This is a genomic window from Streptococcus dentiloxodontae (assembly GCF_053206925.1).
The window spans coordinates 53,132-77,345 of sequence record NZ_JBRUHR010000007.1 but is presented as its reverse complement, the minus strand read 5'-3'; the positions used below and the strand labels follow the sequence as shown (position 1 = coordinate 77,345).

The window sequence follows — 24,214 nt, the reverse complement described above, 5'->3', positions numbered from 1 at the left end:
ACGCTATTTTCTCTTACTATTAAGATAAGTTAGTTCACTGCAGTACAGCCAATAATCAAAAAAATCTGACTTCTAAGCCAGATTTTTTATAGTTACATTACAATGAGTTAGGATCAACCTTGATACCAACACCTTGTGTTGTTGTAATTGCAAGATTTGTAATGTAGGCACCTTTAGCAGTAGCTGGTTTTGCTTTAACAATAACATCATTGAAAGCTTTGAAATTTTCAACCAACTTATCTGTATCAAATGATACCTTACCAATGATAGCTTGTACATTACCAGCTTTGTCAGCACGGTAAGTGATTTTACCGCCTTTAGACTCTTCAACTGCCTTAGCAACATCCATCGTTACTGTACCAGTTTTAGGGTTTGGCATGAGGTTACGAGGACCAAGAACGCGTCCAAGGCGTCCAACGATAGCCATCATATCAGGTGTTGCGATAACAACGTCAAAGTCAAGCCAGCCGCCATTAATTTTGGTAACAAGATCATCTTCACCTACGAAGTCTGCACCTGCTGCCTTAGCTTCTTCAGCTTTAGCACCGCGAGCAAAAACGAGCACGCGCTGTGTTTTACCAGTACCGTTTGGCAATACTGTTGCACCGCGGATTTGCTGGTCAGCTTTTTTAACGTCAATATTAAGATTGTAAGCAACTTCTACAGTTGCATCAAATTTTGCGAAATTAGTTTCTTTTGCAAGCGCTACAGCTTCCTCTACACTGTATGCTTTTGTGCTGTCAACTTTTTCAAGAGCAGCACGCAATTGTTTGCTTTTTTTAGCCATGATAATTTTCTCCTTGTTTTGTGGTTCTAACGACTTTCATCTCCCACATCACTTAGTAAATGATGAAGTGAGCGGGTCTAGGGTATCTTACTGATTAGTCAGTAACAGTGAATCCCATAGAACGAGCAGTACCTTCAATCATACGCATTGCAGACTCAATGTTTGCAGCGTTTAAATCTGGCATTTTAGTTTGGGCGATTTCCTGAACTTGTGCACGTGTAACAGATGCAACTTTTGTTTTGTTTGGTTCGCCTGAACCTTTTTCAACACCTGCTGCTTTTTTCAAAAGAACAGCAGCTGGCGGTGTTTTAGTAACAAAATCAAATGATTTGTCTTCATAAACTGAGATAACAACTGGAATAATCATACCAGCTTGATCAGCTGTGCGAGCATTAAACTCCTTTGTGAATCCCATGATGTTGATGCCTGCTTGACCAAGTGCTGGTCCAACCGGCGGAGCTGGAGTAGCTTTACCAGCAGGGATTTGAAGTTTTACAATGTTTTCGACTTTTTTAGCCATTTTAAAAAATCCTCCTGTTGTGGTTCTTTCGGTAAATCAATATTTTCACCTCCCACAAATATGCAACTGCATACTTTACCTATTATACAGAAATAATTTTAAGATGCAAGTTTTTTGGCTAATTTACTTAAAAATTTGAGCATGAAAACAGCCTTCAAAGTGAAGGCTGAGAAATCATTGCTTACCAAATCGTTAAACGTTTGTCTTCTGGGAGATACATACTGTCTCCTTTTTTGATACCATATATATCATAGAAGTCATTAATATTTTTCAGCACCTGATTGACCCGTAGCTCAGCTGGCGCATGCGTATCTACTGATAAAATATATTGATAATATTGAGTTGTAGCAACTTTGCGCCAAATGGTTGCATAATTCACAAAGAAATCTTTCAAATTAGCTGTTCTATCCTCAGTTTGAAGCGTCTGCAATGCAACATTAACACCGCTCAAATCCGCTGCATTTTCTGTTACTGTTTGTTTTGCATTGACAGCTATATCATAAAGCTTTAAACCATCCCACTGTTTAATGAGAGCATTTGTCTTATCCTTGAAGGCAGCGCGATCTTTATCTGTCCACCAATTTATCTTGTTTCCTTCCTTATCATACTTAGCACCTTCACTGTCAAAGGCATGACTAATCTCATGTCCAATGACAACTCCGATACCGCCATAATTTGCAGCAGCATTGCTGTCTGATGAATAGTAAGGAGCCTGTAAGATTGCGGCTGGCAGTACAAAGGCATTTTCATCTTGACTATATTGAGCATTTATTTCATAAGACGGCATATCAAATTCACCTTTTTCAACAGGTTCATCAAATTTAGAAAATTCATAAGTAATTTCAATCTTGAAAATGTTTTTAGTGTTCTCCAAAAGACTGGAATTTTCATCTACTTCAATTTGATCATACAATTCTGCCTCAGCATCATCTCCATAGCCAATTTGATAAGTCATACTATCCAGCTTTTCAATAGCTTTTGCCTTGGTTTCATCCGACAGCCACTCGTTTTCCCGCAGACGTGTTTTATAAGAGGCAACAATATTATCCACTATTTGAGTCACATCTTCTTTTGCATCATCACCAAAATAAGATTTGCCATAATAAGTACTGAGCGGCTCACTAAACAAATCTGATGTCTCATAATAAGCAATCTTATCAGCACTTTGCATTTCACTTTGACCGGATAGCTTCATTGTGTATTGTGCTGCCTTTTCCTGAGTATCTCGGTCAAGATAAGTTGCCATGTCCATAGCGTTTCGCACTAACATCCATGATTTTAAGTCATCAAAATTAGCTTCTGAGAAGATCTCATTGAAAGCTTTATAATAATCTAGATTAACCACATTGACTGTATCAACAGAATGCCCTACTAAAGCGGTTGCTAGAGCTTCTAAATCAATCTTATCCGAATAAGAAGCTAAATCACTGATTGATACCTCATGGTAAGTATTATCATCATCAGCCTTCTCTTCAGTAGACAAATAAGTTTTAGCCATCTTTTTGTCCATGCGAATCGTAGCATCCACTAAGTCATCAGCTTTATTCTTATCATAGCCCATAGCCTCTAAAACAGAAACGGCCGACTCCTTGTAAATATCAAAATACTGTTTGGCAGTAGCCTTATCTTCATAATAACTGGTGTCTGGTAATATGGAAGCCCCTTCTCCGAAATAAAGAATTTTTTGATCTGTATTTTTCTGCCTTGCTCCAATGCCCATGGTAAAAGGAATAATAAAGCCCTCTAAACTCAATTCTTTTAGCTGGCTGTTTAGTTCACCATAATCATCAAGCTCCTCAATTCGTTTGAGGTAGGCCTTAGCCGGTTCTGTTCCGTTTTTCTCCAGTTTTTTACTGTCAGACGCTAATTTATAATAATCTTTTGTCTGATTCATTCCAGTTAAATCCGATGACTTGTCACCTGATGCCAAACCATCCAAATCCGAAATAAGCTGTTTTTCAATCTTATTTTGAATTTTATAGGAGTCATCCTGCTCGGGTTGATCACTCGGAATCTCAGTCTTAATTAAGTAATCTTTATTGATATATTGATAAAAATTGGACTTGGCTGTTGCATTTTCATTTATAGCAATCTTATGCGGAACAAAGTTTTGATAAACATAAAAACCGCCGCCTGCAACTCCCAAAGCTAAAACAGTACCCGTTGACAGTAAAATAATTTTCGTTCTTCTTTTCATATTTGAGCCTCCTTCTATTGTATATATGAATTAATACATTTTGTTATACTTATATAATACAATAATGACAATAATTTTGCAAGAAATTTATTGTCAGTCAAAAATGATCTTTTCAACAAAAGAAGTCTGATAAAAAGGTTGCCAACTTCTTTCCTGGGGGGTAAAATAGACCTATGACTATCTATAAATTATTTGCTCTGGCTTTCTTAGTTTTAACTCCTATTTTTTCCTACATCGTCTGCTCCTTTTTTAAAAGCAAACGTTCTGGCTTTAATTTTGCCGATCTTTCAACTTTTCTTTATATCTTTGAAATTTTTCTGGTTTCCTCTGAGTTCTTCACGCACAGTTTTCTGCCTTATTACACCATAATGATGTCTTCTTCTGCGATATTCATAACACTGAGAATGCTGCGCAAATCAGAGCGATTTGTTTTCAAACGTTTTATCAAGTTATTTTGGAGAATCGGATTTTTTATCACATTTTTATTTTATTTAGCAACTATTTTTATTATTTTTTCTGTCTGAATAGTTAAAAGCCCTGCCATATGGCAGGGCTTTTATACTTTAGGAAAAACAAAAAGAAAGTGGAACAGACAGCATCTTTTTACAATCTAATGTGTCATCAAGACTTTTCTTGGTTTAGTCCCTTCAGCTGGTCCGATGACACCGGCATCTTCTAATTCTTCCATAAGGCGTGTAGCACGATTGAAGCCGACAGATAAACGGCGCTGCAGCATAGAAGCACTGGCTTTTTGTGTCTCAAGAACAAGCGCTTTAGCTTCTTCAAAAAGAGGATCCCCTTCAGAAGCTCCGCCATTAGTCGAGGAAGCAGCAAGATCATCATCAGAAACTTCGCCAGGATCAAAACTGTCATCATAATCAGCATCAGCCTGCTCCTTGATAAAGGTCACAATATGTTCAACATCATCGTCAGAAATAAAAGAACCTTGCAAGCGAACAGGATGGTTGGCATCAATAGGTTTAAAGAGCATATCCCCGCGTCCCAAGAGCTTTTCAGCACCATTTTCATCTAAAATGGTTCGCGAATCAGTCCCCGATGAAACGGCAAAAGCAACACGAGATGGGACATTGGCTTTAATCAGACCGCTGATAACGTCAACAGATGGGCGCTGAGTGGCCAAAATCATATGGATACCGGCTGCACGTGCCTTTTGTCCCAAACGAATAATGGCATCTTCTACTTCTTTGCTAGCCACCATCATCAAATCTGCCAGCTCATCAACGATTACAACAATAAGCGGCAGCGGGATATGTTTCTCTGGTGACTGAGCATTCCAGTTCTCTACTTTGGCATTATAACCAGCAATATTGCGAACGCCAAATTGACTAAAGAGCTCGTAACGATTTTCCATTTCATCCACGACTTTTTGCAAAGCTTTAGCGGCCTTTCTTGGATTGGTTACCACAGGAATTAGCAGATGCGGAATATCATTATAAACAGATAACTCAACCATTTTAGGGTCAATCATAAGAAACTTGACTTGATCGGGGCGGGCTTTCATTAAGATTGAGGCGATAATGCCATTGACCGCAACTGATTTACCAGAACCGGTTGAGCCAGCCACCAATAAATGAGGCATGCGAGCCAAATCAAAGCTGCGTGCTGTTCCATTAACGGCTTTTCCAAGAGGCACTTCTAGCAATTTATCGGGATCTGTTTGTGCCTGTTCCCAAAGTTCACGAAAAGATACTGTTGCAATTTCAGAGTTAGGAACTTCAATCCCTACCAGGGATTTCCCTGGAATTGGTGCCTCAATCCGAACATCATTAGCTGCTAGAGCCAAGGCTAAGTCGTCAGCCAAATTGGAAATACGATTGACACGGACACCAACAGCTGGTTTAACTTCATACTTGGTAACTGATGGCCCGATTTCAGCCCTTTCAACTTTGACATTAATATTAAAGCTCTTGAAAGTATCTTCCAAAATTTTAATATTTTTGCGGACAAGATTTTTTTCCTTAGTCTGACTTTTAGGTTTTTCAGGGGCAAATAAATCAATTGATGGCAACTGATAAAGCAGAGTTCGTTTGGGGGTAAAGTTCACTTCAACCGAATCGTCTGTTTCATCTTCTGTCATATCATAAACGATTTCTTCAGGAGCCTCTTGTTCATAGATTGGACCATTGTAAGACTGAGCAAAACTATCCTCAAAGTCTGGCAGGTAACTAGGATTTGCCTCTAAATTTTCGTGAGAAAGAGGCACTTGTTCCTGATAATTTTCGTTTTCATAAAAAGGCTCATAAGACAAAATTTCAGGTTCAGGATAAGCATTCTTAACGTCAGAATCGGCCTTGGTAGCTTCTTCTAAAATCTCACCTGTTTCTTCATCCACCATTGGACTGTTTGAAGACTCTGATTGTACATGCGCCGCTTCTTCTTGTTCTTTTTGAAGACGCTGTGCTTCTTTTTTCTCTTGGCGAATAGCAGAGCGTTCAGCTCTTTTTTCCGAAAAACGCGAAAAAGCATCACGCAGATAATCGGTAATATCCATAATATCCCATGGACTCATAAGAAAGAGCCCAAACAAGATAATAAGACCGCCAATCAAGAAGGTTCCAATGTTGGCAAAAAGAAAGGAGGTTGGCAAATAAAAAAGCGCTCCCAGCATACCACCGCCAGTAAACCGAGCTACTTGGCCATTGAGAAATTCATTAAAAAGCAAATCCAATGTTCCAGAAAAAACAGCTACGTCTTTCATACGTTCCAAGGAAAAAAGATAAGCATGGTATTCCAGAAGCAGACCCAAAAAGACCAAGCTAAAGCCAGCTATACAATTCTCCTGCCTACGCAGCCATTTAAAAGCAAACAGATAAACGAGAAGGGCAGCAATAAAAAGATAAGCCAGACTGCCGACAAAAAGGCGGATAAAATTATAGAGTGCTACTCCAAATACACCTAGTTTAAAGCCTGCAAAAAATAAGAGTAACGCAAAAAAGAAGGACCAAAGCATACGCTTCATCGCTTTTTGTCTTTCCAATTCTGCCTTAGTCAGACGCCGTTTGCCGCGTCCTTTTTGAGTTTTTCTTGTTTTAGTCATAATAGTATTATAGCATTTTTTAAGTAGTGAAAAAAGGGACGGCACTCCCTTCTTTTATCAGGTTCTCTTAACGAGAGTTAGTTGGATTTAAATTCATCTTCTGTCTTTTATGCAGAAAGCTTCTTGTCTCTTAGTTTTGTAATATCAAGCATTTTGCTGCTGTTTATTTTTGCTTCCAAGTTGGGATCTAAAAAACATTTTCTGCTTGTTTTTGAAATTTTAACTAAAAGGCCGGAACAAAAGCCCAGCCTCCTTTGAAGGATATCAGAAATAACAGACAAAACGATTGAAATCAGAAAAAACAGAACAGACCAAGCTTGCGTTAAGCGCTCTGAAATGGAGCATTTTAGGCTAATAACATGAATTAAAAATCTAGTATCAGCTGTTTTCAGCGACTTACGACTATGTCTCACTTGTTATCATTCTTCGATAAGTGAGGTTGAATGCACTGGACGGTTTTTCCCTTCTGGATCAATATAGTGTATAGCTTGGTTGATAGCTGTCGGAGCTTCTCCAAACCCTGTTGCAATCAAATCAATTTTACCATCATAAGCCGCCGCATCACCGATAGCATAAATACCAGACTGTGATGTTTCAAAACGAGGAGAGACATTAATGCTGGAGCGTTTGTAATCAATATTCCAATTTTTAAGATTCTTGTTATTGGTTGAAAAACCAAAGCTGACAATCAGAGCATCCAAATCCAATTCGATAGTTTCATCCGATTTCACTTTTTGAATAGTCAATTTAGAAGCTCTGCCATTTTCACCAGTAAGTTCAAGAGGGACGTAAGGTGTCAGAATCCTAACACCTGACTGCTGCAATAACTCAACACTGTGTTCATGAGCACGAAAAGCATCACGGCGGTGAATAAGGGTCACACTTTTAGCAATGCCATCTAAATGATTGGCCCAGTCAACTGCCGAATCACCGCCACCAGCAATAACAACTTTCTGATCTGCAAATTGTTCCAACTTGTGAACATTGTAAAAAAGATTATTGTCTGCAAAGTCGGTTTCATTGTCCAGTCCCAAAGGGCGAGGTGCAAAAGCTCCATTGCCACAAGCAATAACGATTGTTTTAGATAAATGCTGTGCCTTTGTTGTTTGAATGGTGAAAATATCATTTTCTTTGTCAAAGGTCAGCACTTCCTCTTTAAGACAAATTTCGATACGGTCTTCAAAACGCTTAATTTGCTCTAACAGATTATCCGTCAGTTCTGCACCTGTTAAAACAGGGTAGGCAGGAATATCATAAATTTTCTTTTCAGGATAAAGCACTGCTGGTTGACCGCCAAGTTCAGACAAACTTTCTATGATTTTAACAGTCATTCCGCGCAGGCCAGCGTAAAAAGCCGCCCAAAGCCCTACTGGCCCACCTCCAATAATCGTAATATCAGTTATTTTTTGTTCAGACATTCTATCTCTCCTCTTCTATTGCCATTTTTCGATATAATATTTTATAATACTTGCTTTTTTCTGAATGAACTCTACTCAGTTATCCAAGTCTTGATCAGCTTGTGAATTGTCTTACTTATCTGCTTTAAAAACTTGCGTCTTGCTCCAAACCGCGCCAAAAAACGAGCTTCATTCTTGCTTTTCCTTTTGAATAGCTTGAAGAATTGACTTTTCTTCAGCAGTCAAACTGTAATTCTCCAGCAAATCAGGCCGTCGCTCTAAAGTCTTGCGCAAGCTTTGTTCCAAACGCCAACGGCGAATATTCTCATGATGGCCGCTCATAAGCACATCTGGCACCTTCATTCCGCGGAAATCGTAAGGCCGTGTGTACTGAGGGTACTCCAAAAGGCCTGATGAAAAAGAATCCTCTTGATGGCTGGCTTCTTTGCCAATGACTTCAGGAATTAGGCGAACAGTCGCATCCACCATGGTCATAGCTGCTAATTCACCGCCTGTCAGTACGAAATCACCCAGTGAAACTTCATCTGTGATGAGCGTTTTAATACGCTCATCATACCCCTCATAGTGACCGCAAATAAAAATGAGCTCACTTTCCTGCGACAGCTCTTCGGCATATGATTGGTTAAACTGTTTACCTGCAGGATCTAACAAAATCACACGTGGATTTTTAGCATTAATGTTTTCAATAGTGTCAAAAATAGGCTGTGCTCGCAGGAGCATTCCCTGTCCGCCGCCATAGGGCTCATCATCTACGTGACGCGCCTTCTCAGCATTTTCACGAAAATTGTGGTAGGTAATGTCTAACAGTCCCTTTTCTTGAGCTTTACCCACAATAGAATGTTCCAAAGGAGCAAACATTTCCGGAAAGAGCGTCAAAATATCAATTTTCATCATCAAGACCTTCCATAATGTCAACATCTATACGCTTGCTTGCTGCATCCACATTGAGCACAACAGATGGAATATAAGGCAGGAGCAAATCACGCTTGCCTTTACGCTGAACAACCCAAACATCATTAGCTCCAGGCTGCAGAATTTCCTTAACTTGTCCAATTAAGATATTATTTTCATAGACATCCAATCCAATGATTTCGTGATAGTAAAACTCCCCTTCATCCAAATCAGTCAGATTGTCCTCAGCGACCTTAAGCGAGCAGCCCTTGTACTTTTCTACTTCATTGATGTGATAAAACCCTTTGAATTTGATAATATCAAAATTCTTATGTTTTCTGTGACTGGCAATTTCTACTTCTCTGACAAACTTATCATTATCATCAAACAGAGCCAGCTTACTTTTCTTTTTAAAACGCTCTTCTGTAAAATCGGTCACAGAAAGGACACGTAACTCACCTTGCAGTCCCTGTGTATTGACAATTTTACCAACATTAAAATAATTCATAGTCACATCCTTTTTATGGTCGCCTTTTATTTTATCAAAAAGGGTATTTAAAAACCAGTTGCTAAACAACTGGCAATCCATAGTCCGTACGGGATTCGAACCCGTGTTACCGCCGTGAAAAGGCGGTGTCTTAACCCCTTGACCAACGGACCTTGTTTGACTACCCTCACTTGTTGTCAGTCGTCCTTGACAGACCTTAGTCTTATCTTGTCTTCATTTCCAAACGAGCTTCGGGTAATTTATCATCAATCTTTTGCTTAAAGATTGACTAACTGGGGTAGCTGGATTCGAACCAACGCATGAGGGAGTCAAAGTCCCTTGCCTTACCGCTTGGCTATACCCCAAAGACCTTATTATTCTATCGAAAACAACGGTACTTGTCAATAAGTTTTTTACTATTTTTATGATTTTTTTCAATATTTTCCTGTAAAAAAACAAAATACTGACTCTGGAATGCAATAAGAAAGGTTTTGAATCCATTTCTCACGCTTCATCAATAATAAGGCGAACCTTTTTACCCTGAGTTGGAACCGAGTAGACAATCGATCTTATCGCTGTGATTGTACGGCCTCTTTTTCCAATAACACGGCCAATATCAGCCGGATCCAAATCAAGATGGTACTCCAAAAATTCCGAACCATCTTTGATTTTGATGGTCAGGTTGTCTGGCTGAGATATTAAAGGTTTTACAATGGCGATAATAAGATTTTCAATGGTATCCATAGGCTAAAAATTATTTTGAAAATTTTGATTCGTGGAATTTTTTCATAACTCCAGCTTTAGACAGGATGTTACGAACAGTATCTGAAGGCTGTGCTCCTTTAGCCAACCAGTCAAGAACACGATCTTCTTTAAGGGTCACTTGGTTTTCGGCTACAAGCGGATTGTAAGTTCCAACAGTTTCGATGAAACGTCCATCACGCGGTGCGCGCGAATCTGCAACGTTGATACGGTAGAAAGGTTTTTTCTTAGAACCCATACGAGTTAAACGGATTTTTACTGCCATTTTTGAGCTAATCTCTTTTCTATTTTTAATTTTTATTAGGTCAATAGCAGAGCTATTAACTTACTCTGACTATTATAGCAGATTTTTAGGAGCTGTCAAGAAAAAAACTTGACAGCAAAAACATATCTAAAATTCAATAACTATTGTTCTACTTCCTATACAATCAGTATATCTTAAAGAAGTAATTTGCCATAATGAAATTTTTGATTGGGACGGATATATCGTTTAAAGCCCAAATCTTCAAAGATAGTATCTCTGAAATGGGCTTTAATAATAATGGCCTCAGAAGCCACACGTTTAGCTTCTTTTAGCCAGTCTTCACTAATAGAACTCCTATTTGCCAAAGGCTTCAAGCCAGAAAGGTTAGCAGATTCTGCAATTTCTTCTGAAAACATGGGATCGCAATAGATGATATCCACCGACCGACTTGGCTGCTGCTTGAGATAGTCTAAACTGTCCTGACAATAAGTTTTGACAGTCCGCATGGCGGCATCCAGCTCAGCATTGCCTGAAGAATAAGCCGCTAACCCTTGGCTAACAATGAGATAAATCAGCAACTGACTCTCAAGAGCTGTCACTTTATGCCCAGCTGCTGCCATAACAAGACTGTCGCTAGCCAATCCCATAGTAGTATCTAAGATAGATTTTGATCCTGCACCAAGCAATTCGACCAGCGGATCATGCGATGCCTTTATCCGCAAGACAGCTGTATCTGGATGAAAGCGAAGTTGGCTTTCATTTTTATTTTTGTAAACCAATTCATTCGCATGGACAATAAGAACTCCGTCGCTGTCATTTTGACGCATTAATCTGCGAAGAGACTGTTTGCGCCGCTCTACATAAGGCAGCTGATACTGCTCAGCGATTGATTTGGCATAGGCAACTACAGCCAAATTTTGCTTGAGGCAAGTCGTAACAATAGTGTTCATAAAAACATTATAGCAAAAAAGAACGCCTGATAACGTTCTTTTTATTCGTATCGCAATGCTTCAATTGGATCAAGCTTAGAAGCTTTGTTAGCTGGGAGAAGACCAAAGATAACACCTACTCCCATGGAGAAACCGATGCTGACCAGAATGGTATTTAGAGAAATCTCCGGTTTACCCATCTGACTAACCAGACCAGAAATACTGCCAAGTAAACCGCTTAAACCGTAAGCCAGCAACAAGCCAATAAAACCGCCTAATAAAGTCAGAACAACAGATTCAATCAAAAACTGCGTCAGTATATTCCGTCTGGTAGCTCCTAAAGCTTTACGCAAGCCAATCTCGCGTGTTCTTTCTGTTACAGACACCAACATGATGTTCATCACACCAATACCGCCAACTAAAAGAGAAGTCCCTCCGATAATACCAATAAAGAAAGTAAGAGCAGAGATTTGTGATTGGGATGACTTAAGCATCGGACCAATATCAAACATTGTAAACTTTCCGTCGGTAGCACCAGATAGTTTGGTCAAAAGAGCTGCAGCCTGCTTACCTGCCTGAGAAGAATCAACAGCATTAGGAACATGGACATAAATAGAAGAAATCTCATCAACACCAAATTCAGAAGATAATTGTGTGTTTGCTAAGATAGCATTACCATCTGACTCTGTTCCATAGCTGGAAGTTCCGGCATTTGGATCTTTGTAAACACCTACAATACGATAACTTTTAGAGCCTACTTCAACGATTTGATTGAGTGCATCTTCTGGACTGTTAAAAAGCTTTTGAGCTAACATGGTATCAATCATAATAAAACGCGAAAACTGCTGATAGTCGCTTTGATTCAATTGACGGCCTGCTATGATTTTATATTTTTTGACACCGAAGAAATTCTGGCTGGCACCCGTAATTGCAATTTGCTTACCCGTTTTATTGCCATAGGAAATGTTTGAAGTGGTTGAATTAGTCACATAGTAGTTGTCAATACCATCCACTTGCTTGACAATTTGCTGCAGCCACTCGTCCTTAACTTTAGGAGCATCCTTTGATAAAGAATAATCTCCACTTTCTTCCTCGTCCGAGCTAGAACCTGATTTATAGTAAATCTGAACATCATGCTGATACTCTGTCGCCAGTTTGGTAATGAACTTACTCATACCAGTTCCCATAGCCATAATAACAGACACCGCTGTTACACCAATAATAACACCAAGCATGGTCAAAAATGACCGCATTTTATGCCCCATAACTGAACTAAAGGCGAATTTAAAATTTTGCATAAAAAACCTCCTCTAGTCAATACGGACACTGTCAGTCGTATCCAAAGTAATTTCGCCATCACGGATGACAATTTTACGAGTAGCATAATCGGCTATCTCAGGCTCATGGGTAACCATGATGATAGTCTTACCTTCGCGATTGAGCTGAGTCAGCAATTCCATAATCTGATTACCTGTCTTGGTATCCAATGCTCCTGTTGGTTCGTCAGCTAAGATAATCGCTGGATCATTGACCAAGGCGCGAGCAATAGCTACCCGCTGTTTTTGTCCACCAGATAATTCTGAAGGGCGGTGCTTAATCCGCTGACCGAGTTCCACCTTTTCTAAAAACTGCTGAGCTAATTTGCGGCGCTCACCAGCCCCGACACCCGCATAAACCAATGGCAGCTCAACATTTTCCTGAGCAGATAGTTTTGACAGCAAAAAGAACTGCTGAAAAACAAAACCAATTTCTTCGTTTCTAACGTGAGCCAAATCATTGTCACTCAGCTCTTCAACAGCTGTTCCTGACAGTTCATAAGCACCTTCGCTGGGCTTATCCAAAAGCCCGATAATATTCATCAGGGTTGATTTACCAGAACCAGATGGCCCCATGATGGCTAAAAATTCACCTTTGTAAACAGTCAAATCAATTCCTTTGAGAACCTGCAGTTCTTCTTCACCATTACGGTAAGATTTAGTAATGCCTTGCAGAGTCATCAGAACTTTTTGATTTTCAGTCATGTCCCTCACCCCTATTCTTTAGCGGCAGTTACATCCGAAACTTTGTCACCATCAACTAGCTGACTGTCAGGATTTGTGATAACAGACTGACCTTCATTTAACCCTGTTGAAACTGCTTGATGGCTGGCATCAGCATTTCCAATAGTTACCTCTGTCTTGGTTACTTTTTTACTTTTCTTATCGTAAACCCAGACATAGTTTTTATTTCCTTTGTTGACAACCGAACTGATTGGTACTAACAGAGCTTCACTAGTATTATCCACTTGGACTGAGACGGTGAAGCCTTGTTTCAAGTCTCCAAGATCACTGGTAATATCAACCTTATAATCGTAGGTTGCGGCACTATTGTTCTTTCCAGTTGACGAACCGTCTGTACTGCCTGTCTCTTTCTTGTTAGGGTAGTTCGAGATGGAACTAATGGTTCCTTTCCACGTTTTATCTGGATAAACCTTTGAAGTAATCGTTACTTCTTGACCAGTAGAAACATTAGCCAAATCATACTCTGTCAAGGTTCCTTGAACCTGCAGCTGTCCTTCGCTGGTGACATGAACCAAGGTTTGACTTTCTTTTGATGAGGGATCAACATCATTATTAACCTCAACAACTGTACCAGATACATCGCTTAGAACCATCGTTTGGTTAAGCACTGTTTGAGCTTTAGCGACCGCTGCCTGAGCATCTGCAAGAGCATCATTGAGACTTTGCAGCTGCTGATCATAGGTAGTCCCAGATTTTACATAGACGGTCTCTCCCGTCTCTGCATCAGTTGTGGCTACTCCTGTTTTTTTGAAATCTTCTAAATCACGCGCAGCTTTATTTTGTGCACGGACAGCTGTATCATAATCAGCTTGAGCCACCGTACTGTCATATTGAACCAGTTGCTGACCGGCAGTTACATGATCGCCAACATTAACTGATACCGTTGCATTAGATCCCTTGCTACTATCATAATAAACATACTGTTCAGATAAAGGTTTTACCGATCCTGTCAATAACGTTGAAGAAGCAATATTGCCACGTTTGACAACGCTACTTGTATAACCTTTTTCTACTTTTGCGGAGCCTCCTATTTGACTAGACAAATAAAGATAGCATGCTCCTAAAATCAGAACAGCTAGAACTCCAAAACCTAACTTTTTCTTTCCAGACCAAGTCTTTTTAGTCTTTACATGTTCTTTGTTTTTCCTCTTAAACATATGCTTCTCCTTATATCCGTTAATATTTAAAATGGTAATAGCTGAGCAATTATTTTTATGCCCTGCACCTCTGGCTTTGCAGCAAATGAAGTGCTTCACTGTAAAAATCAACAGCAGACTAAATCAGACAAAAGCTATCTATGAGTCACAGCAGTCGTTATACTCTTTAGTTTTTGAAATAATCACAGCAGTATCATTTTCATAAACTTATTGTAGCAAATTTAATCTCTGTAAAACTTACAGTTTTGTAAGCTAGACAGTTGTTGTATCATTGACACAATACATATTGTAAAACCTTTTCATAAACCTGTCAAATAAAAAACAAAAAAACAAGAAAAATAGTTTTGCAGGAAAAGAAAATGATTTAATCAACAATTTTTCTTTTGAGATGTCAACCTGAAATATTCCCTCTCTATAGCGATTTTGTACAAGCTTAACCTGCTTTATTTTTCACTCTAACAGTTTAACAGATTTTAAGAAATCAAGATAAATCATTTCCACCACCAATGATTGAGAGTGCTAAAGTTTTTAATGAGAGTAGCTTAAAATGAGCAGACCAGACAGTCCTAATAAAAAAGGCAGGACTTTTGTCCGCCTCATAGATATTAGATAGCTTGTGTCGTAAAGCTTCGGCTTTCAAGAACTTTTACCATAGCATCAGCTGTATCAAGAGCTGTAAAGAGAGGGATTCCTGCTTCAATAGCAGAACTTCGAATAGCCGCTCCGTCTTCGTCATAGGTACGTTTATTACCAACTGTATTGACAATAGCCTGCGCCTTACCTGTGCGAACTAGGGCAGGGATATCATTAGCATCATCTTCTCCAAGTTTATTGACCAGCACTGCATTGACACCATGCTCTGTCAGGAATTTAGCTGTGCCTGCCGTTGCATAAATTCCATAACCAACTGCCTCAAAACGGCGAGCCAGATCAAGAGCTTCTTCTTTAGTATCATCATGAATGGTAAAGATGACATTACCAAAGGCTGGCAGATGAAGATAACTAGCCTCAAACGCTTTATAGAGCGCTTTTTCAAGGGTCGCATCTGTCCCCATAACTTCACCTGTTGATTTCATTTCAGGGCCTAAAAGGCTGTCTACTTTAGCTAACTTGGTAAAAGAGAATACTGGCGCCTTAACATGAACATGCTGACTTTCTGGAAACAATCCATCCTGATAGCCTTGCTCTGCTAAAGATTTACCAAGAATCAAGTTAGTCGCTACCTGTGCCATTGGGATATCTGTTACTTTAGATAAAAATGGAACGGTACGGCTGGCACGTGGATTAACTTCAATGACATAAACCGTTTCGTCTTTAATAACAAATTGGATATTCATCATGCCAATACAGTTAAGTCCGATAGCCAAGCGTTTGGTATAGTCAGCAATGGTTGCTTGAATTTGTTTAGACAGGGTTTGTGGTGGGTAAACCGCCATAGAGTCACCTGAGTGCACACCTGCACGTTCAATATGCTCCATGATGCCTGGAATAAGGACATTTTTGCCATCAGAAATAGCATCAACTTCGCATTCACGCCCAACAATATAAGAATCCACAAGAACTGGGTGTTCTGGGCTGGCCTTTACGGCAGTTCGCATGTAAGAACGCAAATCATCCTCATTTTCAACGATTTCCATAGCACGTCCACCCAAAACGTAAGAGGGGCGAACAAGGACTGGGAAACCAATCTTTCGAGCAGCTTCAAGGGCTTCTTCTTCATTGGTTGCCGTTTGTCCCGGCGGCTGAGGGATTTCTAGATCTTTCAATGCTTTTTCAAAAAGGTCACGGTCTTCAGCACGGTCAAGGTCAGCCACCTGAGTTCCTAAAATGGTCACACCAGCTTTTGACAAGGGTTCAGCCAAGTTGATGGCTGTTTGACCGCCGAATTGAACGATAACTCCCTTAGGCTGTTCAAGCTCAATGACATTCATAACATCTTCAAAAGTCAAAGGCTCAAAATAGAGCTTATCAGATACGGAAAAGTCTGTTGAAACAGTTTCAGGATTTGAATTCATGATAATAGCTTCGTAACCCGCAGCTTGAATAGCTTTAACTGAATGTACCGTTGCGTAGTCAAATTCGACACCCTGACCAATACGGATAGGTCCTGAACCAATGACAATGACGGATTCCTTGTCTGATTTGATGGACTCATTTTCCCACTCGTAAGTTGAATAGAAGTAAGGCGTTGTTGATTCAAACTCAGCAGCACAGGTATCTACCATCTTATAGACTGGGATAATGTTATGCTCTGTACGGAAAGCACGAACTTGGTCGGGACTGATTTTCCAAAGCTCTGCTATTTTTCGATCAGAAAAGCCATTGCGCTTAGCTTCTTTGAGAATATCAAGGTCACCACTGTTAGCTGCCAGTGCTTGTTCCATCTCAAAAATATGCAGCAGTTTATCAAGGAAGAAAATATCAATCTTAGTCAGCTCTGCTAATTCTTCTACGGTATAACCACGACGAATAGCTTCTGACAGGTAAAAGAGTCGGTCATCCTGCGCTTTGACAATTTTTTCAACAAGAGCATCATCACTGCTGTCTGCCAGCTCTGCCATTTCATTATGATAAACACCGATTTCGAGAGAACGGCAAGCTTTGAGAAGACTTTCTTCGATATTGCGGCCAATAGCCATGACTTCACCAGTTGCCTTCATCTGTGTACCAAGGCGGCGCTCACCGTGCTCGAACTTGTCAAATGGAAAACGCGGAATCTTAGCCACCACATAGTCCAGCGCTGGCTCAAACATTGCATAAGTCGTTCCTGTAACAGGATTAATCATTTCATCAAGGGTCAGACCAACTGCAATTTTAGCTGCCAGCTTGGCAATAGGGTAACCTGTTGCTTTTGAAGCCAGAGCTGAAGAACGGGATACCCGTGGATTAACTTCAATGACATAATATTTGAAGCTGTTTGGATCAAGGGCAAGCTGAACATTACAGCCGCCTTCGATTTTAAGCGCGCGAATAATTTTCAAACTAGCATCGCGCAGCATTTGGTTTTCAATATCTGACAGTGTCTGCGTCGGTGCAAAAACGATAGAATCTCCAGTATGAATACCAACGGGGTCAAAGTTTTCCATGTTACAAACAACTAGAGCATTGTCAGCACTGTCTCGCATGACTTCGTATTCGATTTCCTTGAAACCAGCAATAGAGCGTTCAATCAAACATTGCGTTACAGGTGACAGTTTCAACCCGTTTTCGGCAATTTCACGCAGCTCTGCCTCATTGGCACACATACCGCCACCGGTTCCGCCAAGAGTAAAGGCAGGGCGAACAATCACTGGATAGCCGATTTCAGCAGCAAATGCTATCGCTTCATCAACCGTATTGACAATATCAGACTCAGGGATTGGCTGCTTTAAATCTTCCATTAATTGTTTGAAAAGGTCACGGTCTTCAGCCTGATCAATAGCTGACAGCTTGGTTCCCAAAAGCTCAACACCCAGCTCATCAAGAATACCAGCCTTTGACAATTCCATGGCCATATTAAGACCTGTCTGCCCGCCAAGGGTTGGCAGTAAGGCATCTGGGCGTTCTTTTCTTAAAATTCGCGTTACAAATTCAGCGGTAATCGGCTCAATATAAACCTTATCTGCAATTTCCTTATCCGTCATAATGGTTGCAGGATTTGAGTTAACAAGGACAACACTGTAGCCCTCTTCTTTCAAGGCAAGACAGGCTTGAGTCCCCGCATAGTCAAACTCAGCCGCCTGACCAATGATAATAGGACCAGAACCAATCACCATAATTTTTTTAATATCCGTACGTTTAGGCATAAATTATGATACAAACGCCGTTAAGCGAGGTACAGGAAAATAGGAAATGCGACACTGATGCAAAGCATCTAGGAGACATTTATCTTTTTCCAAAACCTCGTAGGCGTGTTCACTTTTGTGAACTTACTTGTATCTTCTCCTTTCTTCATTCGTCGTCTCTCTGGACGACATTAAATCGTTTAGCAGTTGAAGATTGCGGTGTTTTGCCAAACAGCTTCTATAGAAGCTGCTGTCCTCTAAATAGAGGCTTTAGCACCATTAGAAAATCTAATGCGACACTGTTTTGAAAAATTCGATAATAATTTTTCAAAACAATTAGTAAGTAGAGTAGCTAGTCGCTCTAGCAACCAGCGTCTGCTAAGTAGATACTTTAGTATCACTTAGCAGACTCCAATTGAAAAGCATCAATCAATTCCAAGAACTCATCAAAGAGGTAACTGGCATCATGCGGTCCTGGTGCAGCGTCTGGGTGAAACTGAACCGAGAAAGCTGGAAAATGGCGGTGGCGAACCCCTTCAACTGACTTGTCATTGATTTCTTCGTGCGTTACCATGAGACACTCTGGCAGCGTCTCACGATTAACCGCATAGCCGTGGTTTTGACTGGTGAAATCAACACGTCCTGTCGCAATCTCACGCACCGCATGATTGAAACCACGGTGCCCAAACTTCATCTTGTAGGTTGTTGCCCCATTGGCAAGGCTGAAAAGCTGATGCCCCATACAGATACCAAAAATTGGAATCTTACCCTGCACGCCGCGAATCATCTCCAAAGCTTCAGGAACATCCTCTGGATTCCCAGGACCGTTTGACAGCATAACACCATCCGGATTGAGGTGCAAAATTTCCTCTGCTGTCGTTGTATGCGGCACAACAGTCACATTGCAGTTACGCTTTGAAAATTCACGTAAAATCGAATGCTTGAGACCAAAATCAACGAGAATAATATTTTTGCCAATACCAGGTGCTGGGTAAGCCGTTTTGGTTGATACTTGCTCGATATTATTCGTTGGTAAGACTGTTGCGCGCAGTTGATCCTGTAAGTGCTCAATGTTGTCACCTTCAGTTGCTAAAGTTGCTTTCATGGTACCGTGCTGACGAATAATCTTGGTCAAAGCTCGCGTATCAATTCCTGAAATTCCTGGAATATTCTTAGCCTTCAAAAAGTCGTCCAAAGTCATCTGATTGCGCCAGTTGCTTGCACGGCGCGCATTTTCTGAGACAACCACTCCCTTGCAGGTCGGCGTAATGGATTCATAATCATCACGATTGACACCATAGTTGCCGACAAGCGGATAAGTGAAGGTCAGAATTTGACCGTTGTAGGACTGATCCGTAATGGACTCTTGATAGCCAGTCATCCCTGTATTAAAGACAATTTCACCTGTAACATCAAGTTCAGCCCCAAAGCTTTGTCCTTCAAAAATTGTTCCATCTTCTAAAATAAGTAGTCGTTTTGTCATTATTTTCTCCTCGTGGAAGCCTCACAGGGCTCCTTTAACGTTCGCTTATCTGTACTTAGACCTTGCCATTGAGCACAGCCTCTAAAATGGCCATACGGACAAAAACACCATTTTGCATCTGTCTGACAATGCGTGCTTGCGGCGCTTCTACCAATTGATCTGCAATCTCTACGTCACGATTGACTGGTGCAGGATGCATGATAATAGCAGAGCTTTTAAGCCGACTGTAGCGTTCCTGCGTAAGCCCGTACAAATTATGGTAGCCTTCCTTGGAAAAACTGCCTTCACTATCATGGCGCTCATGCTGTACGCGCAAAAGCATAAGGACATCAACGGTATCTACAATGTCATCAATGGCCACATACTTTCCATAAACATCAAAGTCGTGAGAATACCATTCCTTAGGCCCAGCAAAATAAAGCTGAGCTCCTAGGCGTTTAAGAATTTGCATATTGGATTTAGCTACCCGCGAATGCGTAATGTCTCCTGCAATGCAGACCTTGAGATTATCAAAATGACCAAATTCATCATAGATAGTCATGAGATCCAAGAGACACTGACTGGGGTGCTGACCGGAACCATCACCGCCATTGACAATAGCTGTCTGAATCGTTCTGGAATCAATCAATTCCTTATAATAGTCAACATCTGGGTGGCGCACCACACAAATATCGATGCCCAAAGCTGACATGGTCAAAATGGTATCGTAGAGCGTCTCTCCCTTGTTGACCGAGCTGGTTCCCGCATCAAACTCAATAACATCAAGTCCCAGTTTTTTTTCGGCCACTTCAAAAGACTTATGCGTTCGTGTCGAATTTTCAAAAAAGAGATTAGCCGCAAAATACTGACGTTCAAGCTTGAAATCAGCCTGCTTTTTTTTAAAAGCCAAGCCACGCTCAATCAAACCCAGCACTTCTTCATTAGACAGAGTCTCCATCGTTACCAAGTGTTTTAGAGAGACCATACCGTTTGTGATAGCCATAAGCAGTTCCTTTTTTATGATAAATAGCTGACGCTTCTACTTGCCCTCAGGAAGAAGCTGATAAAGAATAATACCAAGCAGGGTTGAGAAGGCAACGCCTGAAATTTGCAATCCTTCAATTTCAAGCATCAGCCCGCCAATTCCTGAAACAAGAATAACCGAAGCAATCAGGAGATTTTTCTTCTTATCCATATCAACCTTGTTTTCAATTAGGATTTTCAAACCGCTTGAAGCGATAACACCAAAGAGAGCAATAGAAATCCCGCCAATAACTGGCGTTGGAATAGATTGGATAAGAGCAGAGATTTTTCCAACAAAGCTAAGCACAACTGCAATAACAGCCGCACCTGCAATGACATAAACAGAATAAATTTTGTTCAGTGCCATAACCCCGATATTTTCACCATAAGATGTTACAGGAGGGGCACCGATGAAACCGGCGATAATCTGAGCCAGACCATCTCCAGTCAAAGTCTGATCAAGTCCCGGATCCTTGAAATAATCACGTTCCGTCAGACTATTAAGTACCATGATGTGTCCGAAATGCTCGGTCATTGTAACAAAAGCGATTGGTGCCATAGTCAAAACAGCACTGGGATAAAATCTCAAACCATAAGTCAGAAAAGGAATCTCGACAGACGGCAGGCTCAGCCATTTTGCCGAAGAAACACCTGTAAAGCTGACAATATCCTGACCTGTTATGAGACCAACCAAAAGAGCAAATATATAGCCTACAATCAAGCCCAGAAGAATTGGAATGACACCAACAATTCCTTTACCAAAAATATTAAAAAAGACAACGGCCAACAAGGTAACCAAACCGATAAGAAGATAAGTCAAGCTATAATTGCCGGCTGCATCATACATGACGTCATTAACCGCTGTTGAAGCTAAACTAAGGCCGATAACCATAACAATGGGACCAACCACAATCGGCGGCAGAATTTTATCAATCCATTCATTGCCTACAAAACGAACAAGCAAAGCAACAATCAGATAAACCAAGCCGCCTGTAACAGCTCCTTGAGCCACAGCCGCAATCCCATCTGATTTCATAAGCATCTGCATAGCAGCAATATAGGCAAAGCTAGAACCCATATAAGCTGGAATCTTATACTTGGTCACACTCAAATGAGCCAGCGTCCCAAGCCCTGAAGAAAGCAGAGCAACAGCTGGATCAATGCCAACTAAGATCGGCACAAGCACTGTCGAGCCAAACATAGCAAAAAGGTGTTGGAAAGACAGCCCTAAAAGCATCCCCGCCTTTGGTCTGTCATTAACATCATATTTCACATCATTCACGATTGTCAAAGATCACTTTCTAAGTAGAATTTTGGAAAAATAGCAGAGCTTTTATAGTTCAAACTGCTGCTTTTTTAAGCTCTAGTCAGGATTGATGATGGAAACAGAATCTTCGCCATCTATTTCTGACACATGCACCTCAATTTCCTCACTCTCGCTGGTTGGAATGTTTTTCCCAACATAGTCCGCACGAATGGGAAGCTCACGATGCCCGCGATCCACAAGAACCGCTAAACTTACTCGACTTGGGCGTCCAAGACTGACAACATTATCAATAGCCGCTCGAATCGTACGGCCTGTATAGAGCACATCATCAACCAAAATGATATCTTTTCCGCTGACATCAACCGGCATCGCGGTTGTATTTTCATCAGTCTTAATATCATCACGAAAAGCCTTGGTATCTAACTCGCCAAGCGGAACATCAAGGTTTTCAAGCTGTTTGAGACGGTCTTGAATGCGCTTTGCAATGTAGACACCACGTGTTTTGATACCTGCCAGCACAATGTTATCAAGATTTTTATTGCGCTCAATAATTTCATAGGTAATTCGTGTAATGGCACGTTTAACTGTTACGTCATCAACGATTTCCTTTTTTTTCATAAAAAGAACCTTTCTATGGGCATAAAAAAATCTCCTTTGACCAAGGAGATACTATAAAAGTATGCAAAACCGCCCACGCTTTGCACTTATACTGACTCCTTGCCTGCCTCTCTGGACATACTTTTAAAGGAACTATTTAGTTTTTCCTATTGTACCAAAAACCAGTCCAAAAAACAAGAAGAAAAAGCTAACAGGACTGGAACTTTTTTGATTAACGTTCGTCTTTTGCTATGGTCTCTTATTTCTGAGCTTTTCGAGGGTTTCTTGAAAAAGGGCTGGCGCTTCTGCTGTAAAACTCAGTGTCTCCCCAGTCTTAGGGTGAGTAAACCCCAGTGTTTTTGCATGCAGAAACTGCCCTTGCCCAGATAAGGTTTTTCGCGGACCGTAAAGAGGATCACCTGCTAGAGGATGACCAATATAAGCCATATGCACACGAATCTGATGGGTTCTGCCAGTCTCTAATGTCAGCTCAACCAGCGTGTAGTCCCCAAAACGTTCCAAAACCTGAAAGTGTGTGACAGCTGGTTTGCCTTTTGCAGTCACAGCCTGCTTTTTGCGATCCTTCTCACTGCGTCCGATAGGAGCTTCAATGACTCCCCGATCGTTGGGGAGATTCCCATGAACGATGGCTAAGTACTGGCGCAGCGATTTTTTATCCTTTAGTTCAGCCGCTAAAGCTTGGTGGGCCTTATCATTTTTAGCAATCATAAGCAGCCCTGACGTGTCTTTATCAATACGGTGAACAATCCCTGGACGAATAACGCCATTAATAGTTGATAAATCTTTAATATGATACATAAGAGCATTGACCAAGGTAGCTGAGCGGTGTCCTGCAGATGGATGTACCACCATGCCCTGCGGTTTATTAACAACTGCCACATCGTCATCTTCATAGATAATATCTAACGGTATCGCTTCTGCTTCATAACTGAGCGATTCTGCCTGGGGCAGTTCATAGCTGATGACATCACCTGCCTTAACAGTGTACTTAGCCTTTTCAGCTTTGCCATTGACCAAAATCTGACCAGCCTTAATAGCATCTTTCGCCTGACTGCGAGATAAATCTGTCAAACAAGCCAGAGCCTTATCCAGACGAGCGCCTGTCTCTTTAATGATGACTTCCATCGTCTTCCTTCCATAAGATAAGAATAAGAAGCGCAACTCCGACCGTTAGATAAGAGTCCGCTACGTTAAAAACTGCAAAATCCATAAAATCCAGATGAATCATATCTACGACATAACCAAGACGCAAACGATCCAAAAAGTTTCCCAAACCTCCCGCAATGATAAGGCTCAGCGCCATAACCAGCCACAGGCTTTCTTTATAACGCCTGATAAGGTAAAAAACTGCTGCACCTATAACTGTCAAAGTGATAAGAGTGAAAAACCATTGCTGATTCTGCAAAATTGAGAAAGCTGCGCCATAATTACGCAAATAAGTCAAACTAAAAAGATTGGGGACAGCAGCAATGACCTGATTCAGCCTGATATTGGCAACTACCCACCACTTGGACAGCTGATCCAAAACAATAAGGATAAAAATGCTTATAAAAATAGTATATTTTCGCAT

The 24,214-nt window shown here is 40.7% G+C and carries 21 protein-coding genes and 2 tRNA genes; 1 reads left to right on the top strand and 22 read right to left on the bottom strand.

Annotated features, from left to right (window positions below):
* Window positions 1-97 precede the first annotated feature (97 nt).
* From rplA to ACVRZ8_RS05450, 3 genes are all read right to left on the bottom strand, one after another.
* Window positions 98-787, bottom strand: a complete 690-nt coding sequence (gene rplA / locus ACVRZ8_RS05460) for a 50S ribosomal protein L1 (protein ID WP_447448302.1) — start codon at window positions 785-787, stop codon at window positions 98-100.
* A 94-nt stretch (window positions 788-881) separates the two neighbouring features.
* Window positions 882-1,307 (bottom strand): 50S ribosomal protein L11, encoded by a 426-nt coding sequence (rplK, locus tag ACVRZ8_RS05455; protein ID WP_447448301.1) that lies wholly within the window; start codon window positions 1,305-1,307, stop codon window positions 882-884.
* A 181-nt stretch (window positions 1,308-1,488) separates the two neighbouring features.
* Window positions 1,489-3,504, bottom strand: a complete 2,016-nt coding sequence (locus ACVRZ8_RS05450; RefSeq protein ID WP_447448300.1) for a M13-type metalloendopeptidase — start codon at window positions 3,502-3,504, stop codon at window positions 1,489-1,491.
* A gap of 173 nt (window positions 3,505-3,677) precedes the next feature.
* Here ACVRZ8_RS05450 and ACVRZ8_RS05445 point away from each other — a divergent pair, with 173 nt between their 5' ends.
* Entirely contained in the window at window positions 3,678-4,028 is a 351-nt protein-coding gene (locus ACVRZ8_RS05445; RefSeq protein ID WP_447448299.1) for a DUF3397 domain-containing protein, read from the top strand.
* 86 nt (window positions 4,029-4,114) lie between these two features.
* On the opposite strand, the gene ACVRZ8_RS05440 is transcribed toward ACVRZ8_RS05445, so the two are convergent.
* From ACVRZ8_RS05440 to lspA, 19 genes are all read right to left on the bottom strand, one after another.
* Window positions 4,115-6,562: an FtsK/SpoIIIE family DNA translocase gene (locus ACVRZ8_RS05440; protein ID WP_447448298.1), complete on the bottom strand. Its 2,448-nt coding sequence runs from the start codon at window positions 6,560-6,562 to the stop codon at window positions 4,115-4,117.
* A gap of 419 nt (window positions 6,563-6,981) precedes the next feature.
* Entirely contained in the window at window positions 6,982-7,980 is a 999-nt protein-coding gene (locus ACVRZ8_RS05435) for an NAD(P)/FAD-dependent oxidoreductase (protein WP_447448297.1), read from the bottom strand.
* Between the two features lie 168 nt (window positions 7,981-8,148).
* Window positions 8,149-8,871 (bottom strand): tRNA (guanosine(37)-N1)-methyltransferase TrmD, encoded by a 723-nt coding sequence (trmD, locus tag ACVRZ8_RS05430; RefSeq protein ID WP_447448324.1) that lies wholly within the window; start codon window positions 8,869-8,871, stop codon window positions 8,149-8,151.
* Window positions 8,861-9,379, bottom strand: coding sequence for a ribosome maturation factor RimM (gene rimM, locus ACVRZ8_RS05425; RefSeq protein WP_447448296.1), 519 nt, complete (start codon window positions 9,377-9,379; stop codon window positions 8,861-8,863). The genes trmD and rimM overlap by 11 nt, the downstream gene beginning before the upstream one ends.
* A gap of 80 nt (window positions 9,380-9,459) precedes the next feature.
* A tRNA-Glu gene (locus ACVRZ8_RS05420) sits at window positions 9,460-9,531 on the bottom strand.
* 120 nt (window positions 9,532-9,651) lie between these two features.
* Window positions 9,652-9,723, bottom strand: a tRNA-Gln gene (locus tag ACVRZ8_RS05415).
* 139 nt (window positions 9,724-9,862) lie between these two features.
* Window positions 9,863-10,102 (bottom strand): KH domain-containing protein, encoded by a 240-nt coding sequence (locus ACVRZ8_RS05410; protein ID WP_447448295.1) that lies wholly within the window; start codon window positions 10,100-10,102, stop codon window positions 9,863-9,865.
* Between the two features lie 10 nt (window positions 10,103-10,112).
* The gene (gene rpsP, locus ACVRZ8_RS05405) at window positions 10,113-10,385 is read right to left on the bottom strand and encodes a 30S ribosomal protein S16 (protein ID WP_447448294.1); all 273 of its coding nucleotides are present in this window, start codon (window positions 10,383-10,385) and stop codon (window positions 10,113-10,115) included.
* Between the two features lie 173 nt (window positions 10,386-10,558).
* Window positions 10,559-11,314: a class I SAM-dependent methyltransferase gene (locus tag ACVRZ8_RS05400; protein WP_447448293.1), complete on the bottom strand. Its 756-nt coding sequence runs from the start codon at window positions 11,312-11,314 to the stop codon at window positions 10,559-10,561.
* Window positions 11,315-11,355: 41 nt separating this feature from the next.
* On the bottom strand, window positions 11,356-12,591 hold the full coding sequence (locus ACVRZ8_RS05395) for an ABC transporter permease (protein WP_447448292.1): 1,236 nt from the start codon (window positions 12,589-12,591) through the stop codon (window positions 11,356-11,358).
* Window positions 12,592-12,603: 12 nt separating this feature from the next.
* On the bottom strand, window positions 12,604-13,314 hold the full coding sequence (locus ACVRZ8_RS05390) for an ABC transporter ATP-binding protein (RefSeq protein WP_447448291.1): 711 nt from the start codon (window positions 13,312-13,314) through the stop codon (window positions 12,604-12,606).
* An 11-nt stretch (window positions 13,315-13,325) separates the two neighbouring features.
* The gene (locus tag ACVRZ8_RS05385; RefSeq protein WP_447448290.1) at window positions 13,326-14,510 is read right to left on the bottom strand and encodes an efflux RND transporter periplasmic adaptor subunit; all 1,185 of its coding nucleotides are present in this window, start codon (window positions 14,508-14,510) and stop codon (window positions 13,326-13,328) included.
* Between the two features lie 605 nt (window positions 14,511-15,115).
* Window positions 15,116-18,295: a carbamoyl-phosphate synthase large subunit gene (gene carB / locus ACVRZ8_RS05380; RefSeq protein WP_447448289.1), complete on the bottom strand. Its 3,180-nt coding sequence runs from the start codon at window positions 18,293-18,295 to the stop codon at window positions 15,116-15,118.
* Between the two features lie 376 nt (window positions 18,296-18,671).
* On the bottom strand, window positions 18,672-19,757 hold the full coding sequence (locus ACVRZ8_RS05375) for a carbamoyl phosphate synthase small subunit (protein ID WP_447448288.1): 1,086 nt from the start codon (window positions 19,755-19,757) through the stop codon (window positions 18,672-18,674).
* Between the two features lie 55 nt (window positions 19,758-19,812).
* Window positions 19,813-20,739, bottom strand: a complete 927-nt coding sequence (locus tag ACVRZ8_RS05370; RefSeq protein ID WP_447448287.1) for an aspartate carbamoyltransferase catalytic subunit — start codon at window positions 20,737-20,739, stop codon at window positions 19,813-19,815.
* 36 nt (window positions 20,740-20,775) lie between these two features.
* Window positions 20,776-22,041 (bottom strand): uracil-xanthine permease family protein, encoded by a 1,266-nt coding sequence (locus ACVRZ8_RS05365; RefSeq protein ID WP_447448323.1) that lies wholly within the window; start codon window positions 22,039-22,041, stop codon window positions 20,776-20,778.
* 81 nt (window positions 22,042-22,122) lie between these two features.
* Window positions 22,123-22,644: a bifunctional pyr operon transcriptional regulator/uracil phosphoribosyltransferase PyrR gene (pyrR, locus tag ACVRZ8_RS05360; RefSeq protein ID WP_447448286.1), complete on the bottom strand. Its 522-nt coding sequence runs from the start codon at window positions 22,642-22,644 to the stop codon at window positions 22,123-22,125.
* A gap of 228 nt (window positions 22,645-22,872) precedes the next feature.
* Window positions 22,873-23,769 carry an RluA family pseudouridine synthase gene (locus ACVRZ8_RS05355; RefSeq protein WP_447448284.1) on the bottom strand — a complete coding sequence of 299 codons (897 nt, stop codon included), beginning with the start codon at window positions 23,767-23,769 and terminating at the stop codon, window positions 22,873-22,875.
* Window positions 23,753-24,214 carry a signal peptidase II gene (lspA, locus tag ACVRZ8_RS05350; RefSeq protein WP_447448283.1) on the bottom strand — a complete coding sequence of 154 codons (462 nt, stop codon included), beginning with the start codon at window positions 24,212-24,214 and terminating at the stop codon, window positions 23,753-23,755. The genes ACVRZ8_RS05355 and lspA overlap by 17 nt, the downstream gene beginning before the upstream one ends.

Bases quoted from the DNA above. Each gene is read 5' to 3' on its own strand.
- ACVRZ8_RS05440 (WP_447448298.1), bottom strand. From the start codon at position 6,562: ATGACTAAAACAAGAAAAACTCAAAAAGGACGCGGCAAACGGCGTCTG.
- ACVRZ8_RS05400 (WP_447448293.1), bottom strand. From the start codon at position 11,314: ATGAACACTATTGTTACGACTTGCCTCAAGCAAAATTTGGCTGTAGTT.
- lspA (WP_447448283.1), bottom strand. From the start codon at position 24,214: ATGCGAAAATATACTATTTTTATAAGCATTTTTATCCTTATTGTTTTG.
- ACVRZ8_RS05355 (WP_447448284.1), bottom strand. From the start codon at position 23,769: ATGGAAGTCATCATTAAAGAGACAGGCGCTCGTCTGGATAAGGCTCTG.
- rplA (WP_447448302.1), bottom strand. From the start codon at position 787: ATGGCTAAAAAAAGCAAACAATTGCGTGCTGCTCTTGAAAAAGTTGAC.
- ACVRZ8_RS05435 (WP_447448297.1), bottom strand. From the start codon at position 7,980: ATGTCTGAACAAAAAATAACTGATATTACGATTATTGGAGGTGGGCCA.
- ACVRZ8_RS05410 (WP_447448295.1), bottom strand. From the start codon at position 10,102: ATGGATACCATTGAAAATCTTATTATCGCCATTGTAAAACCTTTAATA.
- carB (WP_447448289.1), bottom strand. From the start codon at position 18,295: ATGCCTAAACGTACGGATATTAAAAAAATTATGGTGATTGGTTCTGGT.
- rpsP (WP_447448294.1), bottom strand. From the start codon at position 10,385: ATGGCAGTAAAAATCCGTTTAACTCGTATGGGTTCTAAGAAAAAACCT.
- ACVRZ8_RS05395 (WP_447448292.1), bottom strand. From the start codon at position 12,591: ATGCAAAATTTTAAATTCGCCTTTAGTTCAGTTATGGGGCATAAAATG.
- ACVRZ8_RS05385 (WP_447448290.1), bottom strand. From the start codon at position 14,510: ATGTTTAAGAGGAAAAACAAAGAACATGTAAAGACTAAAAAGACTTGG.
- ACVRZ8_RS05390 (WP_447448291.1), bottom strand. From the start codon at position 13,314: ATGACTGAAAATCAAAAAGTTCTGATGACTCTGCAAGGCATTACTAAA.
- pyrR (WP_447448286.1), bottom strand. From the start codon at position 22,644: ATGAAAAAAAAGGAAATCGTTGATGACGTAACAGTTAAACGTGCCATT.
- trmD (WP_447448324.1), bottom strand. From the start codon at position 8,871: ATGAAAATTGATATTTTGACGCTCTTTCCGGAAATGTTTGCTCCTTTG.
- rimM (WP_447448296.1), bottom strand. From the start codon at position 9,379: ATGAATTATTTTAATGTTGGTAAAATTGTCAATACACAGGGACTGCAA.
- ACVRZ8_RS05445 (WP_447448299.1), top strand. From the start codon at position 3,678: ATGACTATCTATAAATTATTTGCTCTGGCTTTCTTAGTTTTAACTCCT.
- rplK (WP_447448301.1), bottom strand. From the start codon at position 1,307: ATGGCTAAAAAAGTCGAAAACATTGTAAAACTTCAAATCCCTGCTGGT.
- ACVRZ8_RS05375 (WP_447448288.1), bottom strand. From the start codon at position 19,757: ATGACAAAACGACTACTTATTTTAGAAGATGGAACAATTTTTGAAGGA.
- ACVRZ8_RS05370 (WP_447448287.1), bottom strand. From the start codon at position 20,739: ATGGCTATCACAAACGGTATGGTCTCTCTAAAACACTTGGTAACGATG.
- ACVRZ8_RS05450 (WP_447448300.1), bottom strand. From the start codon at position 3,504: ATGAAAAGAAGAACGAAAATTATTTTACTGTCAACGGGTACTGTTTTA.